Annotated in this window: 14 protein-coding genes, 1 pseudogene and 1 other annotated feature; of the genes and pseudogenes, 2 read left to right on the top strand and 13 right to left on the bottom strand. The window is 60.6% G+C overall.

What is annotated here, in order from left to right; translation table 11 throughout:
- Window positions 1-2: 2 nt before the first annotated feature.
- Both IY145_RS01570 and IY145_RS01565 read right to left on the bottom strand, forming a co-directional pair.
- Window positions 3-320, bottom strand: coding sequence for a hypothetical protein (locus IY145_RS01570; protein WP_196406623.1), 318 nt, complete (start codon window positions 318-320; stop codon window positions 3-5).
- A 156-nt stretch (window positions 321-476) separates the two neighbouring features.
- Window positions 477-1,714, bottom strand: a protein-coding gene (locus tag IY145_RS01565; protein ID WP_210332579.1) for an IS3 family transposase whose coding sequence is annotated in 2 segments (ribosomal slippage) — window positions 477-1,417 and window positions 1,417-1,714 — 1,239 coding nt in all. Because the reading frame shifts where the segments join, the coding sequence is not laid out codon by codon here.
- Window positions 1,308-1,424 (bottom strand) — a sequence feature (AL1L pseudoknot). (Overlaps the previous gene by 117 nt.)
- 230 nt (window positions 1,715-1,944) lie before the next feature.
- On the opposite strand from IY145_RS01565, the gene IY145_RS01560 reads away from it, so the two are divergent.
- Window positions 1,945-3,249, top strand: coding sequence for a YhcG family protein (locus IY145_RS01560; RefSeq protein ID WP_196406622.1), 1,305 nt, complete (start codon window positions 1,945-1,947; stop codon window positions 3,247-3,249).
- A 20-nt stretch (window positions 3,250-3,269) separates the two neighbouring features.
- Here the strand turns inward: IY145_RS01560 and IY145_RS01555 are convergent, their stop codons facing one another.
- Window positions 3,270-3,440, bottom strand: coding sequence for a hypothetical protein (locus tag IY145_RS01555; protein WP_196406621.1), 171 nt, complete (start codon window positions 3,438-3,440; stop codon window positions 3,270-3,272).
- 260 nt (window positions 3,441-3,700) lie between these two features.
- On the opposite strand from IY145_RS01555, the gene IY145_RS01550 reads away from it, so the two are divergent.
- Window positions 3,701-4,833 (top strand): IS3 family transposase gene (locus tag IY145_RS01550; RefSeq protein ID WP_196406620.1). Its coding sequence is split into 2 segments (ribosomal slippage): window positions 3,701-3,956 and window positions 3,956-4,833, totalling 1,134 coding nucleotides; the frame shifts between segments, so codons are not numbered across the junction.
- Between the two features lie 249 nt (window positions 4,834-5,082).
- Here IY145_RS01550 and IY145_RS01545 read toward each other — a convergent pair.
- From IY145_RS01545 to IY145_RS01505, 10 genes and pseudogenes are all read right to left on the bottom strand, one after another.
- A pseudogene (locus tag IY145_RS01545) lies at window positions 5,083-5,486 on the bottom strand (transposase); the annotation flags it as partial.
- 167 nt (window positions 5,487-5,653) lie between these two features.
- A complete protein-coding gene (locus IY145_RS01540) occupies window positions 5,654-6,562 on the bottom strand; it encodes a DUF4365 domain-containing protein (RefSeq protein ID WP_196406619.1) in 909 nt (302 codons plus the stop codon).
- Between the two features lie 154 nt (window positions 6,563-6,716).
- Window positions 6,717-6,977, bottom strand: a complete 261-nt coding sequence (locus tag IY145_RS01535) for a recombinase family protein (protein WP_409455277.1) — start codon at window positions 6,975-6,977, stop codon at window positions 6,717-6,719.
- Window positions 6,978-7,033: 56 nt separating this feature from the next.
- The gene (locus IY145_RS01530) at window positions 7,034-10,507 is read right to left on the bottom strand and encodes a YhaN family protein (RefSeq protein ID WP_196406617.1); all 3,474 of its coding nucleotides are present in this window, start codon (window positions 10,505-10,507) and stop codon (window positions 7,034-7,036) included.
- Window positions 10,507-12,162, bottom strand: a complete 1,656-nt coding sequence (locus IY145_RS01525) for a DNA repair exonuclease (protein ID WP_312030533.1) — start codon at window positions 12,160-12,162, stop codon at window positions 10,507-10,509. Before IY145_RS01525 ends, IY145_RS01530 begins: the two co-directional genes overlap by 1 nt.
- Window positions 12,159-12,389, bottom strand: coding sequence for a hypothetical protein (locus IY145_RS01520; RefSeq protein WP_196406616.1), 231 nt, complete (start codon window positions 12,387-12,389; stop codon window positions 12,159-12,161). The genes IY145_RS01525 and IY145_RS01520 overlap by 4 nt, the downstream gene beginning before the upstream one ends.
- A complete protein-coding gene (locus IY145_RS25485) occupies window positions 12,386-12,745 on the bottom strand; it encodes a DUF6527 family protein (RefSeq protein WP_246721673.1) in 360 nt (119 codons plus the stop codon). The genes IY145_RS01520 and IY145_RS25485 overlap by 4 nt, the downstream gene beginning before the upstream one ends.
- 15 nt (window positions 12,746-12,760) lie before the next feature.
- On the bottom strand, window positions 12,761-14,137 hold the full coding sequence (locus tag IY145_RS01515) for a ThiF family adenylyltransferase (RefSeq protein WP_246721671.1): 1,377 nt from the start codon (window positions 14,135-14,137) through the stop codon (window positions 12,761-12,763).
- Window position 14,138: 1 nt separating this feature from the next.
- Complete coding sequence (locus IY145_RS01510) at window positions 14,139-15,005, bottom strand: multiubiquitin domain-containing protein (protein ID WP_196406615.1); 867 nt, start codon at window positions 15,003-15,005, stop codon at window positions 14,139-14,141.
- Between the two features lie 88 nt (window positions 15,006-15,093).
- Window positions 15,094-18,447, bottom strand: coding sequence for an ATP-dependent helicase (locus IY145_RS01505; protein WP_196406614.1), 3,354 nt, complete (start codon window positions 18,445-18,447; stop codon window positions 15,094-15,096).
- Between the last annotated feature and the right edge of the window lies 1 nt (window position 18,448).

The following is an 18,448-nucleotide window of genomic DNA, read 5'->3' as shown; positions in this document are numbered from 1 at the left end:
GATCAGGCCTTCGCGAGGGAAGAGAAGCGCTTTTCCAGGGCCTCGACGGTCTTGTCCGGAAGGCTTTGCTGCGTGTCGACGAGGAGCTCGACGGTCTTGCGCGAGAGGATGAGCTGCTCGCGGTTCTGCGCGATCAAATGGGCGAGCAAATCGCTCAGTGTCGGCTCGCCGGCGTCGTCCTTGGGCGTGAGCAGGGCGATGATCTCGTCGAGGCGGGTGATGGTGATGCGGATCTGCTCGTTCTGAAGACCGACCGCTTCGACGATCTGGTGGCTTTCCTGCTCGACCCGGGCGAGACCCTCTTGCAATTCCTTGGACATAGTTGCGCCTCCTCTACGGAGGCGAAGCGTTGCAGCGCTCTGCGCGAATGGGAAGCGGGCGCCCAATTTGATAGCGTCTCCGTTTGAGTTTCGGGCAATGCGCCAGAAGCGAACATCTGAACCGCGCCGGGATCGCCGGAGGCCATTTGGTTTGAGTCACGCCGCGATGGCGGGCTCCTCGAGTTGCGCATAATAGCGCGCTTCGGCTTCGGCCGGCGGAATGTTTCCGATCGGCTCGAGCAGTCTTCGATTGTTGAACCAGTCGACCCATTCGAGCGTGGCGAACTCGACCGCTTCGAAGTTTCGCCACGGCCCGCGTCGCCAGATCAGCTCGGCCTTGTAGAGCCCGTTGATCGTCTCGGCGAGCGCGTTGTCGTAGCTGTCGCCGACGCTGCCGACCGATGGTTCGACGCCGGCCTCGGCGAGGCGCTCGGTGTATTTTATAGAGACGTATTGAACGCCGCGGTCGCTATGATGGACGAGGCCGCCGCCATGAACCGGCCGACGATCATGCAGCGCCTGCTCGAGCGCGTCGAGCACGAAGCCCGCATGCGCCGTGCGCGAGGCGCGCCAGCCGACGATCCGCCGAGCGAAGGCGTCGATCACGAAAGCCACATAGACGAAGCCTTGCCAAGTCGAGACATAAGTGAAGTCGGACAGCCACAGCGCATTCGGCCGCGCCGCCCGAAATTGCCGGTTCACCTTGTCGAGCGGGCATGGAGCCTTGCGGTCGCTCACCGTCGTTTTGACCGGCCGGCCGCGCACGATCCCTTGCAACCCCATGTTCCGCATCAGCCGCGCCACCGTGCAGCGCGCGACCTTTTCGCCCTCCCGGTCCAACTGCTTCCACACCTTGCGTACGCCATAGACCTGGAAGTTCTCGTCGTAGACGCGCCGTATCTCTTTGCGAAGGACCGCGTCTCGGCGCGCTCTGGCCGAGGCCTTCGCAGGGTCACGCCGGCGCGCCGCATGCGCCCAATAGGTGGAAGGGGCGATCGGCAACAGCTTGCAGATCGGCTCGACCCCGTGCTTGTCCCGGTGATCGTCGATGAAGGCGATCATTGTTTCGAGCGGCGGTCGAGCTCCGCCGCCGCAAAATAAGCCGACGCCTTGCGCAGGATATCATTGGCCTGCCGCAACTCGCGGTTCTCGCGCTCCAGCGCCTTGATCCGCTCGCGCTCATCCGTCGTCGCGCCAGGGCGGGCGCCCGAGTCGCGCTCCGCCTGGCGGACCCAGTTCCGCAACGTCTCGCCCGTGCAGCCGATCTTCGCCGCGATCGAGGCGATCGCCGCCCATTGCGAGGCATGATCGCCCCGGTGCTCCAGCACCATCCGAACCGCCCGTTCCCGAACCTCAGGTGAAAATCTGTTCGATGTCTTCTTCTTCGTATCCATGGCTCCATCCTCTCAAGGCTTGGAGCCTCCGGCAATCCCGGCGCGGTTCAATCATTCTCCTTGCCGGCGTCTTGGATGAGCCTGCATCACTGGATCAACTAAGCGGCGCAGAGGAGAGATCGACGACCCGAGATCACGGTCGCATGATCTGACGTCGGCCAGCCAGTGGAAGACCGTCGACAGTCGCCAAACTTGAAGCCTTTCAGGCTTTGCCCTGCTAGGATCGCCGAATGACTCTACCTACCCCATTCGAGGGCGAAAGCTACGCCAACCTGCTCGCCGAGCTGAAGGAGCGAATCCGTGCAGCCCGCCTGAAGGCGGCCGTTGCCGTCAACCGAGAACTGATTCTGCTCTACTGGAGCGTCGGCCGTGACATCCTGACCCGTCAGGAGGCGGAGGGCTGGGGTACACGAGTTATCGACCGTCTCGCGGCGGACCTGCGCCGCGACTTTCCCGAAATGACTGGGCTCTCGCCGCGGAACCTCAAATATATGCGCGCGTTCGCCGAGGCCTTCGTCGACGACGAAATTGTGCAGCAGGTTGTTGCACAATTGCCCTGGGGCCATATCATCAAGCTGGTCGAGGGGCTCAAGGACCTGGACCAGAGGCTATGGTACGCCCGGCAAGCCGTCGAGCATGGCTGGAGCCGCGCTGTTCTCGCCCACCAGATCGAGAGCGGCCTGTTCGGAAGGCAGGGCAAGGCTCTGACGAACTTTGCACGAACCTTACCGGCGCCGCAGTCCGAGCTCGCTCAAGAGCTCATCAAGGACCCCTACAGCTTCGACTTTCTTTCCCTCGGCCCGAAAATATCGGAACGAGAACTCGAGCGCGCGCTGTTGGAGCATCTCCGCGCCGTCATTCTGGAGCTCGGAAAGGGCTTCGCGTTCGTTGCAAATCAATATCATTTAGAGGTGGGTGGCCACGACTACTACCTCGACTTGCTCTTCTACCACCTCCACTTACGGTGTTTCGTGATCGTCGAGCTGAAAATCGAGGAGTTCAAGCCGGAATTCGCCGGCAAGATGAATTTTTATCTGTCGGCCGTCGACGATCAGCTCCGGCATGTGACAGATGCGCCCAGCATCGGCATCATCCTTTGCAAGGGCAAGAACGAAGTCATCGTCGAATACGCACTGCGTGATTCAGCAAAGCCGATGGGCGTCGCCGAATACCGGCTCTCGGCCGCGCTGCCGGAACCGCTCCGGGCTGAGCTGCCGACCGTTGCGGAGTTCGCTCGAGAGTTCCCGCTCATGTCACTGGTCGAGTTACGCATCGAGATCGAGCGCGAGCTTCGATCTCTTTTCGAAGAGCGCGGAATGATCGAACACCCACTCACGATCCGTGCCGCCCTGGAAGAGTTGGCCCGGACCGGCACGGCCCCAGCCCGTAATCCCGAACTCGACGCCGCGCTAAAGCTGCTGAACCAGGCCGCGCAGGGCTTCAACGTGCCCCTGGACGCTGCGACAGCAGCGGCGGAGCTCGCCGCTGCCTTTCTCTCTGAGCTGCGCGCAAACCGGTCCAGTGGCCCCGCTTGACCAACCACCTCCATCCGCCCTCATGGTGGCGCGTCGGCCGCCGACGCGGAGCGTCTCACATTAAATGCATTAATACGCTTATTTAAGTTGAGGAGATTGCCGCCGACCGAACGCTCCAACGTGCCCGAAGTGGGGTCGCGCCGGGAGATATCGGTCACACGGGCGCGGAAAATGATGACTTCGGCGTTCACGCCGTTCCAGCTCTCACGTCAGCGGCGAGAACAGTGAAAAGGGAGATGCGCGTAGCGATCATGATGGGCCTGATCAGTTCCTGCTCGAGAGCTCCATCCGCGAGCGATGCGCGGCGATCGGAGCTGGCGCCGTCCTTGACTTCAATAAATCCGAGGCTCTGCGCCACAGTCAGAGCCGGCCTCGGAAATTCGGACAGTAGCTTGAGTGGATTTTCTGCCTGACAGCGGCGAGGATTCTCGCTGCGAATCAGGAGCATTCGATGACGAAGAAGAGCCGCCGGACGCATTCCCCGGCGTTTAAAGCGAAGGTGGCTTTGGCCGCGATCAAGGGCGAGAAGACGCTCAGCGAACTCGCACAGCAGTTCGACGTTCATCCGAACCAGATCACGACCTGGAAGGGCCAGCTTCTCGAAGGCGCGGCGGGCGTTTTCGGTCAGGAAAAACCGGAAGCGAAGGAAGCGGCGGTCGATTTGAAGGCGCTTCACGCCAAGATCGGCGAACTGACGCTGACCAATGATTTTTTGTCCGGCGCGCTCACCAAAGCGGGATTGCTGAGCGTAAAACGATGATCGACCGCAGCCATGAACTTCCCATCGCCCGTCAGGCGCGCGCGCTCGGCGTCGCCCGCAGCTCGGTCTATTACAAGACGCGGCCGGTCTCGGCCGAGGACTTGAATCTCATGCGCCGCATTGACGAGCTGCATCTCGATCATCCCTTCGCGGGGGCGCGGATGCTGCGTGATCTTTTGCGGCGCGAAGGTGTCGCCGTCGGTCGTCGACATGTGGCGACGTTGATGAAGCGCATGGGCATCGCCGCGATCTATCGGCGTCCGAACACGAGCAAGCCGGCGCCGGGGCATAAGATCTACCCTTATCTCCTGCGCGGCGTGAAGATCGAGCGGCCCAATCATGTCTGGGCGACGGACATCTCCTATATCCCGATGCGGCGCGGCTTCGTCTATCTCGCGGCGGTTGTCGACGTGGCGAGCCGGCGCGTGCTGGCGCATCGCGTGTCGATCACGATGGAGGCGGAGTTTTGCGTCGAGGCGTTGAAAGAGGCGCTGGCAAAGCATGGCAGACCGGAAATTTTCAACACGGACCAGGGCAGCCAGTTCACCGGCCATGACTTCACGAGTGTGCTGCTCGATGCGAAGATCGCCATCAGCATGGACGGCAAGGGCGCCTGGCGCGACAATGTGTTCGTCGAGAGGCTGTGGCGCAGCGTCAAATATGAAGAGATCTATCTGCACGCCTACGACAGCGTGTCCGAGGCGCGCGCGTCGATCGCCAAATATCTGGCCTTTTACAATGAGCGGCGCCCGCATTCGAGCCTTGACGCCCGCACGCCAGACGAGGCTTATTTCGGTTGTGGAGAGGCCGTGATGGCTGCATGATCGTCGCCGCGAATTTGTCGCGCCTCTGGTCGGGCTACGCCCTCCCGACGCCGCGACAAATTCGCGAAAGCCCCGCGTTCAGCAAACCTCGGCAGAGATCCACTCAAAATCCGCGGGGAGCTGTCCAGAGAAGCGGGGCCAGCTCTGTCCGCATTGCTTGCCACCCATCGAAACGATCCGTTAACGAACGGTTTCGCGAGCGGGCGCGGCGAAAATGAGTCGATCTCAAAAATGAGGGGAGTCAAGAGGGCCTGCGGCCATACAGCGCTCCACGATATTTTCGAAGAGTTCTCGAAAAATGTTGCTCTCGCGAAAACGGCCGTGCCGGTTTTGGAGAACGTAGAATGGTCTGGGACCTTGCCGTCCAGCCCCAAACGGCAGAACCAGCGATAGGCGAGATTGAGATGCACTTCTTCGCACAGGCGGCGTTCTGAACGAATGCCCAGACAGTAGCCGACGAGCAGCATGCGGATCATCAGCTCTGGATCGACCGACGGCCGGCCGATGCTGCTGTAGAACGGTTTCAACGTCGCGCGAATGCCATCGAGATCGAGATGCCGATCGATCCCACGCAACTCATAATCCTTCGGCACGTGATCGTCGAGGCAGAAGTCATAGAAAAAGCGGGCGGCTCCCGCCTGAGTCCCCATCATCGCCACGTCCCCCGCAAATCGGCGAGGAAAGTGAATCACGAGCCTCGGCGCCCGGCAATGGCCGAGTTTTTCAACACAATCCGCCATTTGCGGACATTCGAAATAAGGGTAGACCCGATTCATTAGGGTGCTGCAGAATTGAATGGAACTCACCGGAATATTGAGTGTCAGATTGGGTCGTCCTTATCGTTCCAAAGCGTCTCAGCCAGTTCACTGTATTCCCCTTGCGACCAGGCGTCATCAAAGTCGTCGTCTTCACGCCCCAGCGGCTCGGGCGGACTCTCGTTTATTCCTTCGCGAAAGAACGCTTCGGCCTCCAAAAATCCCTTTGCAGCTGGCCGAAGCTCAACGTCGAGAACGTGGAATTCAACCTCCCCGGATTCTTCCGATATCTCTTCCGCGTACTCGTACTGTAGCCACGGATAGATGCAGCTCATCGCCTCAAAAACATCGTGGGTTGGATACCAGCTTTCGAACCGCATGGTCTCGCCATTAGGAAACTTGAATGTGGGATTGCGCAAGCCGAGCCCCTTGTTGATCCAGTCCTCCCAGATCATCGTAACGGTCTCATCCTTGAACCGCTCCATGAACGATGCATCGACGCTGAAGGCGAAACGCCGTTTGGACTCGTCGTCATTCACCAGACCATGAGCAAGGTGGTATTGGGCCTTCTCGTCCAGAACGTTTTCGTTCGGAACAAGAACACTCCAGCCGCGTTTTGAAAGCTTGCAGATTCGGCGGTCGATCTTCTGCCACAGGGTCGTGCCATCATCAGGGTTGTGCAGAATGAGGAATACGGGAAGCGAATGGTTCTCCCAGTAATCCAGATGCCTCATTTCACCACGATAGATGAAACCTTCGGGGCATTTGCGCGAAAAAAAAGATTGGCCACTTTTGATCTGAAGCGCGATCAGTTTACCTGTCGGTTCACCGTCAACCGTTACCTCGGCTTGAGCGTCGATCCCGAAATCCGAAACCGGTTGCTCCCGAAAGAGCCATTTTAGCCTCCTGAGAAAAATCGCCTCCACAGCGTTGACGCCAGTTCTCTCTGAGATCGTGCTATCTATTCTGGCCATTGTTAGTCCCAGCGGGTGCGCATTTGACCACAGCGAGTTATCAGCACGTAAATCGGCATGGGGTCACGAAGCCGATCGGCGAGGGGTCACGCACGTAAGTGATTGATATTTGCTGCCAAGAGAGACCCTGAAAGGGGTCATGATCGGAATCCGATTACACCTTTGCCGCCGTCACGTCCTTTTCCGTCAGGCGACTGGGCCGACCGCCCATCTTGCCTTTGTGCTTCGCCTCGGCGAGTCCAGCTGCCGTGCGTTCGCGGATCAAGGCTCGCTCGAATTCGGCGATTGTGGCAAGCGTGCGAAAACCAGCATCCCGCCCGACGACGAGGTGTCGAACATCCGTCAAAGAGACGAGGCCTGTTCCCCTGCCCTTCAGGTTTTCCGCGGTTTTGACCATATGAATGTAGCTTGTCACTCCGCGATGAACATTCAGTTCATCATTAATCTCCCATCCGGAGCCGCGAAAAACAGTTAGTCGAACCGGTGTAGCCTCACATCAGGACATACCGCTTGGGCTATCGCGCAAAGATGCTCATGATGGGTTAGGTAAATAACCTGTCCGAATTGGGCCATTTGCAACAGGAGACGGAACGCCTCCTCGGAACGTCCGTCGTCGAAAGTCTCCAGGATATCGTCCGCGACGAACGGAACAAGCGCGCCGGATTGACGCGTCCTAGCAAACTCCAGATAGCCTGCGACACGAAGCGCTAGGAAGAGCTGAAATCGCGTTCCCGTGGACATTTCCTCTGAATTTCGCGTTCCCTTCGTATCGGCGACGACGCCCACGAGTTGCTCTTTCGCCCCGTCGACAATCGTCGATAAACCCTCATACATCCCACGACTGATCGTCGAGAAGGCGGCCGACGCGCTGGCGAGCATCGAACTGCGATGCTTGTCGCGATAAATGCGCAATGCGCGCTCAGCGGCCACCACGCCGGCGCGCAGCCGGAACCAGCGTAGCGACTTGTCTTCGATCTCGAGGCAGATCGTCCGACGCTGCTCCTCGATTCGCGCAACAGCGTCATCCCCGCCGACAGTTTCGATTACGCTGTCAAGTTTCGCCTTCTGAGCGAAAGACGTTCTCATTCGGCCGTCGGCTTCATCGAAACGGTTTTGAGCGTCTATCCTGAGGCTAGCCATTTCCGCCAAGTCGCTTTCCCGCGCCTTGACCGACGCTTCCACCATGGAGTCGACCTTCAGTCGACCGAGAACTTCCTTCTCCTCGAACGCCATACTTTCTCGGTAGTTGGCTCGCGTTGCGATCCTGGCGAGAACAACAAGGGCTGCGTCGAGAGTCTCAACCCCCAGCAGCGACAAGATCTCGTGCTGGCGCGTCACGTTCTGATCGCTCGAATCGTGAAATTTCCTGACCTTTTCTCGCTCCTGATCGAGATCTTGCGATTTCGCGTCGCGGTCGCGCGCCTTAGTCTCTTCGACCTCGATGCGCGCTTTCAGAACGTCAAACAGCGCGAGAGACGAGCGTCCATCGACGCCGACGCCTATCCTCGCGGCGATCTCTCGCACTTCCTTTTCAAAATTCTCCAGGTCCTTGGTCATCGCCTCGATGCGATAATCGAGATCTTTGTGTGCAGAGACGTCTCCTTCGAGCGTCTTCAGTTTTTCGACAATGGCGCTGACGAGCGTCGTCGCGGCGTCAGGGTGCGTTTGCCCGATCCAGCAGGATTCGCAGGCCTCTTTCCAGTCGGCGCGCCATTGGTCGACGGCTTTTTGCGCATCGGAAAGATCCTTGTCGCGCTGCTTCAAATCCTCCTGCGCCGTCGTCAAAGATTCGTCGAGCCCTTTGAGCGTCATCTCTGCGTCGAGCGCATTTTGCCCGAGCTGGAGAAGAGTCTTCAGATCGTCGCCTTCGGCAAAGGCGACGCCGACACGCGCCAGAGCATTGCGAAGGCGCGACAAAGCCTCGGACAGGTCCAATTCGAAGCCACGCAACTCGCTTTCGCCGTTTAAAAGGGCGTTCAAAGCCCGGGTTGCTGTCTCGTAGCGCTCGATCCAAGCCTCGAATGCGGCAACATCCATGCTTTCCGGGAAATGTTCCGAAATCATCGTGATCGCGTCGGCGATCTTTTTCCGCAACGCGGCTTCTTCACCCTTGGCCTTATCGCGACCCACGATCGCGGTCTTTTGTTCAGCTTCCTTGAGGATGATGGCCGCCACGGCGACATTGACTTTCGCCACCTCGTTCGCGTGATTGATCCGGGCCGATATCACGAGATCGTCGGCGCGCAGGGCTTCCTCGAACGCATCTGCGGTTTCGGAGTCGAGACGGCGCCGGTGCTCGGCCCAAGCCTTTTCGCGATCGCCGCGCCTTACAGCGGCCTCGCTGTCGGACATGACGCCAAAGCCGGCAGATGCGCAGTCTCTCTCCGCAATGAGCCGCTCGATATCGAACGATAAGGTTTGGACCGCGCTTTCGGTATCTTTTGACGCCTTTTCAGCGGTCGAGACATCCGACGCCCATTGCGCGATAGCCGTCGGGCCGGGAACCCGAAGCGAACGCAGATCTTCCGCACAGCCTGACCAGGGACCGAGCGGCGCCATCGCGCCGGCGAGTTCAGACTTCAACTTATGCGCCTTCTTGCGCGCCTCCGAGACCTTGGTATCGAAACCACCTTCGCGAACGTCGTGAACGACGCCAGAGAGTAGGCGCAAGCCATTCCCGCTGTCGACGACCCTGGCCGAGGTTCTCCTTTCGCGGGCCTTGTGCTCCTTTTCGACCGCCTGCGCTTGCTCGCGCTTCGCCGTCTTCTGCGCGGTGTCCAAAGCGCCCCATGCGCCGCCGAGCTCCGTGAGCCGCACTTTTGTTCTGGCGTCGAGCAGAAGCTCGCGGGCATCGTCATTCTCATCCCGGCCGATATCGCGCAGCGCCGTCTTGATCTTCGCGCTGAGTCGATCTTTTTCAAGTTTGCGATTTGGCAAGTCCTCCAGGGCCGTCAAGCTCCTGGAGCGCGGTTTGTCGAGCTTCGCGAAGGTCTCGCCTTCCTTCAGAATTGTCTCGTCGGCGACGATCGCCTCGATCTCACGTTCGAGATCGGCGACGCGAGCGACAGCGCCCGCGAGCTCCGTCTCCAGACGGATCGCCTCGTCGCGCAGCTTCGAGGCGGTATCCTTTAATTCCGGCGCTGCATCCGGCAGTTCGCCGAGTTCGGCGATCTTCTGGCTCAACTCCTCGAACTTCACGATGCGCGGGAGTGCAATTTCGATCGCTTCGATCGCTTCCTTGTCGCGTTGCGCCTGTGTGCGGTCTTCGAGCGCTTTTCTGTAATTCTCCTCGGCGCATTTGCTTTCGGCCACGAGTTTCGCATAGACCGTGGCCTGCGTGTCGCACTCTTCCCTCTTCTCAGCGAGATCCTTCAAAGAGTCCTTGAGGCTTGCAAGTTCATGCTTGCGGCCACCCTCCTTAAAGAAGGCTTCGGTCACACCTCGCATCGCATTGAGATTCTGGCTGAGGTCGGCAAGGCCGGCGCTAGCTGAAAACAGCAATTGCCCCAGATCGCCCTTGTTCGCCAGAATGGCTTCTCCGCCCTTTGCGAGCATAGCTTCGTCGAGAGAGAACATGAACCGGTAGTCTTCCCGGCTCAAACCGCCCATTTCATCCAAAATGGCGGTTTCTGGCAATGGATTGCCATAAGCGTCAAGCAAGCTGTTCGACCGCTTCTTCCGGCGACGAAATTCTCGCAAGCCGCTGGCGAATTCGACCTCCGCGCTGATCTCCATATTGTCGAACCCATGGAGATGACCGTAGCGTGTGTTATGTTCGATCCCAAACAACAGGTCGAGAATGGCGAATAAGGTCGTCGACTTGCCCGCCTCGTTCGGCCCGAAAATGACGTGAAAGTCGGGTTTTCCTGGTTCCAGCGCACCGAAATCAAAAGGAAAATCAGTGAATTTTCCGTAGCGCGCGAGGTTGAGACGACGAAGGCGCATCAAAGAGATTCCTTCGAAGATTCGATCCGCAAGCGAGCCACCACCTCCCGGGCGCCGTCTCGGGCGAGTTCGCTCAGACGCGATTTGAAAACCTCCTCGTCGGAAGGCGCGAAAATCCCGTAGGATTCACGAGGGGTGTTTTTCAGTCCCTTCTTCAACTCGTCGGCAAGTCCCTGAAGCTCCAGCATGAACGAGTCCGTCCCCATCACGTTTTCGTTCATGATCGCTTCGAGTTCAGCGATCGTGGACGCTGAATCCTCCGACGATGGCGCTGCTCCAGACGCACACGCGATCTCGATCTTTTCAACCCACGTCTTGCCCAAAAGCCCCGCCTGATGGTCGATCTCCTCTTTCAGAAGATCGGCTTTAGCGAAGAGTTCGAACGCCGTCGGAGTCACGCCGGACAAAAGGACGCGACCGACAAGGTAATCAGAGACAGCCTCCGAACGCGCCGCTTCGAGTCCCTTGCGGACCGTATCAACGACCGATCTCCAGTCCTCGCATCCCGCGACTGAAACCGGAATGCGGACGAATTCCGCGACACTGGTCGGGCGCTCTTCAACCGTAAACGAGCCGTCGTCGCCCACCGTCACGAGAGTCGCCGACTTCGAGCCGGCTTCGTTGACATCACGCCCTTGAGGATTGCCAGGCATGACGATCGTGCAATCGCCCTTAAAAATGCTTCTCTTATGAAGATGACCTAGAGCCCAGTAGCGGTAGCCAAAATCCTGCAGTTCCGTCAGCTTACACGGCGCATAGACATTGTGCCCATCGCTTCCCGTCAGGCTCGTGTGCATGATTCCTATGTTGATCGCCCCCGAGACCGGCGGCTTGAATTTCGGCAGCAAGCTTTCCGGTGCATGAGGCTTGGCGAAACTGATGCCGTGGATGGCAACATTCCTTCCCCCGCAAACACCAAGCAACTCAACGTAGTCAGCCCATCCCCTGAAAAGCTTGGCACTTTCCGGATAGGTCAACTCGGCCGAGATTTTTGATTCTGCGTCGTGATTGCCACGGACGACGAACGCCTTGATACCCGACTTATCCAGGCGATCGAGTTGGCTGGCAAAGAAGCGAGCCGTCTTCATAGACGTCTGATCGCCATCATAAAGGTCGCCGGCGAGGATGAGAGCGTCCACTCTCTCCTCAATGCACAGATCGACGACGTTCTTAAAGGCTTGTCGGGTCGCCCCGCCGATCAGGCCCCCCAACTCCGGATTGAGAAGAGCCAGCGACCTGAGCGGCGAGTCCAGATGGATGTCTGCGCTATGAACAAACCGGAACGCCAAGAGCGCCTCCATCTGTAAAAACAATAACAAACCTGCAGGAGAACCCGAATCTCCAGCAAGCCAAAGCCTGAGGATATTAGACGGAAGGCGTCCAACGCAATGGTCGATAGACATCCAGGTTGCAATTGGCGCATCGATGTCATCGTCGGCGGTTGGAGTGAAGACGGCTTTCCACCCAAGTTGTGCATCGCGGTTGAGGTAGACGAGCGGCCGCTTTGGGTCGATACTGTTGAAAAAGTCTTTTGGAAGGCCGGTCGAAATTTCTCGAAGCCGGTGATGCGCCAATCGGAAAACGAGCCGGGGGTCTACCTGCCAACGCGTCAAATGAATGCTGGGCTTCGGCTGATCCCGCACGATGGCATTCACTGACGATGCTCGCCTGAAAAGTGCTTTGCACCGGATTTGACGAGTGCCATTTTCCCGAGTTTTTCAACACAATCGGTCATTTTTTCACGTTCACGAACGGCGAGGTGCGCCATGATCGGACATTGAGCGACTGCCCGAAATCGGATGTTCCGCACTGTCAGCGCCTTTGTCGAGCTTGCCAATGAAGTCCGCAACCAGAAGATGTTCGAGGAGGAGGTCATGCTCAAGCACCTGTGTTTGGTTTCCCGTCCTTACACCAATCGATTCGTCCCTGCGTAATCCAGAAGTGGCAACCACAACCGTTCTTCTGATGCACCGAAGGATTTACGGTCGGTCTCTGAAACCAGTCCAGGGCGACGGCCCACCTTGGCCGGCGCTTAGGATTGAGGGAGAGAGGGATGGTGGTCCCACACCCTCCCGGGCATTTGAAGCATGCCCATTTCTCGATTCCTGCGTCGACCACGAAGACGAGTTCGCCAGGAACCACCTGCTCCTCGCGGGGATAGGTCTCGGACTTACGCGACAACAGGTCGAATTCGATCAGGCCGAGCCAGCGGAAGGTTTTTGCTATAAGGCGCTTCATGACGGCTACCCAATCCTATGCAGGAACGGGGCTACGTCGGCTCGCCCCCAGATCGTGTCGTTCGCGCACAGGTCGCACTCGCGCCGGGGGACGCAGGTACTCGACCGTATCGAAGCGCCGCCGACGTTCCGTCTTCATGCCGCCATCCCCTCGAAACGCCGTCAGACCCTGAAGGAGCTCGTTAACGGCCATGCAGGCAGTCTCCGTCGTGAAGGTGACCACGACAGGCGCAGGATCGCCGCCGCCCGCGACGTAGGCCTCGGCCTTGCGACGGTCGTACTCGTCCGGATCGGTGCGCTTGAGCGCCTCCTCGCGCGCCCGCACCGGGTCGACCAAGCCGCGGCACAGGAGACAAGGCGCGCCAGGAGTGACGAGCGTGACGCGGCCGGCCATCTCATAGGGGCGGTCCTTGCTGGCCGGAATGATACGGACGCCCATGTCAACGACGGGGATGCCGTAGAAGTAAGCGAGCCTGTTCAGGAAAAGACGGCCGTCGTGATCGTCGGTACATCCGAAGACGACGTCGCAGGAGCGCAGGGCATCGCGGGCTCTCGCATCGCCGACCCATCCCTTGAAGGTGACGACATCAACGCCGAGATCGGCTTCCCGGATCTCCCGCGCCAGGACATCGACCTTCGCGCGACCGCCATCGGCGTCACTTCGACGGGAGCCGTGGACGCGGTTGAGATTGGTCAACTCAATGACGTCGTCATCGACCAGCAGCAAGCCTCCCACGCCGAGGCGGGCCAACATCATGGCCGTGGGACTGCCGGTGCCGCCGCAGCCGACCACCCCGATCCGCAGGCTGCGCACGATGGGATTGAACGACGTGCCGAACAGCCTCGCTTGCCGATCGAGCATCGCGTCGTACGCTGGGGCCTGAATGCCGTGGACGACCAGGCGGCGGCCCGGGACCGTGATGCGCTCGCAGAGCGTCGCCTCTGACGGACTCGTCCACAGGCGAGCGCAGACGCTGCCATCGCCGCCTAGCACGACGCTGGCGAAGCCATGGCCGGCGCCGGACCGGTTCGTCACGATCCGCAGCAGCTCGGTTTCGTTGCGATCGTCCTGATCGGAGAAGAAGGCATGGCTGCCGGGATGCGTATGCACGATGCCGAGCGTGAGACCGCTCTCCTCGGCCTGCTTCAGCAACCTGACGAACGACCTCGTCGACCACGTCACGTGAACGCCGGAGGCCGAGATCCTGTCCTCGGCCGGCACCGGGACGACCTTGTGGGAGACAAGGCGCCGACGCGCCTTGCGGGTCCATGGATCGGCAGTGACGTCAGCCTTGCCCAGAAGGACGTAAGCCGATGCCTCGGCGCCATCGGCGGCGGCCAGAAGGGCGCGCAGCTCCGCTTCGTGCCCTTCGAGGAGGATCATGTCGAGCATGTCAGGCCGCCTCGGTGAGGGCGAGCTCGATGCGCTTCACCATCGTGTGAATACCGTCGACGCCGGGACGCCACGCGTTTTTGTGTCGCGACCAGCGCTGCCAAGTCTGGCCGCGGAAGGGATGCGGTACCGATGCCGCCCGGGGATCGCCTCCGGTCCGCTGCAGTTTCAGCCAGGGAAGGCAGTAGAACATGTCCGGCGGGCAGTCGGGGTAGCCCGGCGGCAAGAGGACCAGGACATTGACCGCCGTCGATGTGAACTTGCCCTCTGGCAGAGGAAGCGCCTTCAACACGACGCCAGCGTGCCCTGCTTCCGAGCCGTCCTCATAGGCTATGCCCCGCCTGGCGAGATACTCAACGTCGCGGGGTGGCAGGAAGATGGAAAGGCCCTCGGTCGTCTGCGCGATCGCCGTGAAGAACTTCTCCACGCCGGGCTTCGACAGATCGACGAAATCGGCGTTGCGGATCTGCAGGTCCTCGCCGCCCCGGATTTCCTGGTAGACATCGTGCGTGGCGGGATCGACGCCGGCCAGGATCTTGAGCGCGCGACCGCTGACCAAGTTGGTCCCGTATTCGCGCTCGCGGTCGTCGACCTTGAAGCGGAAGGAGCGGTCAGTCTTGAAGATCAGGACCTTCTCGGCCCCCTTCGCGCGAAGGTCGAAGAGTTCCTCCTCGCGCAGGGTTTCCAGCGCACCGTCCGGCAGGACGGCGATGGCCAAATGCTCGTCGACGGGGCGGGCGCCGGCACCTTCGAGGATCTGGCGGCCGGTGACGATCGGATCGGGGATCTCGATCTGACGAAAGTTGAGCTCCGCGTCCCCGATCAGGATCTGGAAACGCGGGACGTTGGCGTGGGCAGGCTGGATCATGAAAGGCTCGCTATTCGAACAGCGAGGCGGAACCTGCCGCCCCTTCTACCCTTTCAGCGAACCTGGCCCGATGGATTCGGTAGTCGTGTCAGGAAAAATCTTCGGAGGTGCAGACGAAGTAGAATTGGCAAGTCGGACAGTCCTTACCGGCTACCGGCGCGAACTCGCCCTGCTCGATGCCGGCAATGCTTTCGGCGTAGCCTTCCAGCCCCTTGCCGGCGACGGTCGGAATGGGCGACCGATCGGATTGGGCCGGGTAATACGCCTCCAGTTCGACCGCTTGGCCTGGAAACATCTGGCGACCGGCCAAATGCAACAATTCCCAGATCGGCTTCGTCGGCTCGCTCTTGCTCTTGCGACCCGTCCTCAGCCTCTGCGCGAGGATACCTCCGGTAGGCGTCAGGACGACACGATCCGGTCGCATGGTAATCCGCTTTCCGGCCAAGTCGGCGAACCAGGCCCGGTCGGCATCGATCCCCAACATCGGCATGTTCGCCGCGCCCTCGACCATCTTGGTCGCCTCCGCGAGGTAGAATGGCGCGAACGCATGGTCGGGGCCCTGCTCGGCCCATATCGCCTTGAGGCGCGCCACGGCCAGCGACGCCGTCACGGTTCGGCCTTCTCTGATTTCGTCGAAGATCCAGCGGATCGTCTTCCTCACGCAGCCGTGGAACTTGAGATAGGCGCTGTCGTCGCTGGGACCTCTCAGGCCATCTATGACTTCGTACCGATACCGCGCGGGACACTTGGAATAGACTTCGAGGTGCCACTCCTCGAATTCCGCCTGCAAAGGGATAGGAATTCTGACCGCCTTCGCGGACATGCCTTGCGACAAGCTCGCGGTGCGGGCACTCGGCAGGACGCCTCCGAGATCCTTTAGGAATTTCGAAGGGTTGCACGTGGCCTTGGCGGTGTAATGCCTCGCATGACTGATGGTCATCGCGTCCCGGGCGCGCGAAAGAGCGACGAAGAACAAGCATTCCGATTCGGCCTCATGCTCCGCGGGAGAGAGCTCCAGCCGCTCCAGCCCCTTCGGCGCCGGGCATGTCACCGCCCGCCGGCCCCCCGGCACGTACCGCGTCGCAACCTGCGGCAGGTGAACGGCAGGGAATTCCAGTCCCTTCGAGCCGTGGATCGTCATCATGCGGACGGCGGCTATGCCCGTTGCCTCCGGCGGAATGATCCGGAACTGGCGATCGTCGTCGAGCCGTTCGAGCCTCCGGATATCGTCCAGCAACTTACGCCGTCCCCCGACGCCGCGGTTCGCGTCGAGATGCTCACGGCAGAACTTGAGGAGCTGATAGATCGCCACGAGCGACTGCTGGGAACGTATGTCGCCGGCATCCAGCAGCGGACGCAGGTAATCGCTGGCTTCAAGCAGATAGTGGCTCAGGAGGTGCCAGGGACTCGTATTCCATTCCGTTCCGCTCAGATGTTGCGACAGGAGGCGAAGCCCAGCGGCACCCGTGGGGGACACGCCGGCGATCGTGCCCGCCTTGGCGCAGGCCGCGACGACGTCTTCCTTCGCCTCCCGGGCGTGACCGATGACCCGTTTCGCGTCCTCGCGCGTCGCCCCGTATTGCGGGAACTGCGCTACACGCATCAAGCCGACGCCGCCCGGCTCCGCCCCCAACGAGATCAGGGCCAAAAGGTCGCGAACTTCCGGGCGCTCGAAGATGTCGCCTAGATAGAGGATGGGAACGCCGAGCTCCTGCAGGATGCGGCCGAAGCGGGCAAGGCAGAGGTGGGTACCGGCGAGGATCGCCTGGTCCTCGTACCCGATACCCAGGGAGCGCAGGCGCTCGATCTGATCCCGCATCGCGACGGCTTCCGATCGCAGGTCGGGGGCCTGCACCAATTCGACGAAGCCGACCTTGCCGCGGTGAGCTTTCCAGCTCGCCGCCGGACGAGGCGCCGCCGCTATGCTTGCGCCGAAGCGCTCGAAGACCCGCACCACCGTATCGCAGGAACGGTAGTTCGTCTTCAGTTGCCGGCGTTGGGCCCCTGGGTACCGGTTCGTGAAGTCGACCGTATTGGCCGGAGCAGCGCCGCGGAAACGATAGATCGACTGGCGGGGATCGGCCACGACCCAAAGCCTCTTGCCCTGATCGGTGATCTGTGCGAGCAGCGACGTGCTCGCGAAGTTGACGTCTTGATATTCGTCGACAAGAACGTGGCGGTGCTTGGCCCTGACCTCGTCCCGAATGGCACGGTTTCGGGATAGTAGTTCCGTCGATCGGTAGACGAGGTCACCGAAGTCCAGGCAATGCCGGTCGAGCAGTGCCTGCTGATAGATCCGGTAAACCCTGCCTACCTCGACCGCCTTCTGAGCCCTTTCAATCTCATCGGCGCTCACAGCGTCCTTGAGCGTTTGGGCGGCGGCCGTTTCGTATTCCTGGTAAGATACCATCTCGTCCTTGGCGCGGGAGATCGCCTTCAGGATCGGCTTCAATTCGAGGGTCGGGTCCCAGAGGTTCTGAAAATGGACGAGGGAGAGTTCCGCAAGGAGCCCTTCCAGAACGGCCAAGGCCGTCGCCTCATCCAGCACCTTGAAATCGGGGGGCAGGCCCGCGGCCTGATGGTGGAGGCGAAGCAACTCCAGGCCGAACGCGTGAAACGTGCCGACCCAGATCAGCGGAGCGGAGGCCGGACTGACCGTCTCGATCCGCTCGATCATCTCGGCCGCGGCCTTGTTCGAGTAGGTCAGCGCTAGGATGCTCGACGGCGGGATATCCTTGTTGATCAGATGCCTGATGCGGGCGACCAGCGTCTTGGTCTTGCCGGTTCCGGGACCTGCATCGAGAATGAGGGGACGTTCATCCCACTCGGCCGCCTCACGCTGCTCGGGATCCAGAGGATGGCTAGGCCCGGAGGCCTCGGGCGTGACCGGAGCGGTCAGTGGCGGAAGCAACAGTGCACGGATCGCCTGCATGCGAACGAACTCGACGGGCAGGCCAGCTTCCTCGGCGATCTTCGAAGGGCGCTGACGCTGGACAACAAGCTTCTCGCGGAGCGCATCGGCGGGCAGGAGAAATTCCTGCGCGAAGATGTCGGCCTGGACCTCCTGCCTTGCGCGAGGCGAGTAGGCGACGACGCGATCCGAACCGGTCTCGATAGGCTGCCCACCGAAGCCGGCCTCCGTCGAGCGGATCATGAAGGCCGTCTCGTCGTGCAGCCAATAGTGGCCGAGCTCATGGGCGGCCACGACCGCTTTCTGGCTGTCGTCGAGGTTGGAAGCCAGCCGAACGAACCCGTCGTCGCGTTCCAGTGCGCCGAACACTCCAGGGCCGAAGACCGTTCCGGGATCGAACTCGTCGACCTGAAGCTTCGCGATCTTCAGTCCCGATCTGATGAGCGCGTCGGCCGTGGCGGCCGATGCCGTCGCGGCCGATTCCGTGTGGCGCTGGCGCGCCTTCAATCGAATGTCGCGCCAGATATCCACG

It is taken from the genome of Methylosinus sp. H3A (assembly GCF_015709455.1).
In the GTDB taxonomy this organism is placed as follows: domain Bacteria; phylum Pseudomonadota; class Alphaproteobacteria; order Rhizobiales; family Beijerinckiaceae; genus Methylosinus.
Note: the sequence above shows the minus strand (reverse complement) of the source record. Positions and strands in the feature narration are given on the sequence as shown.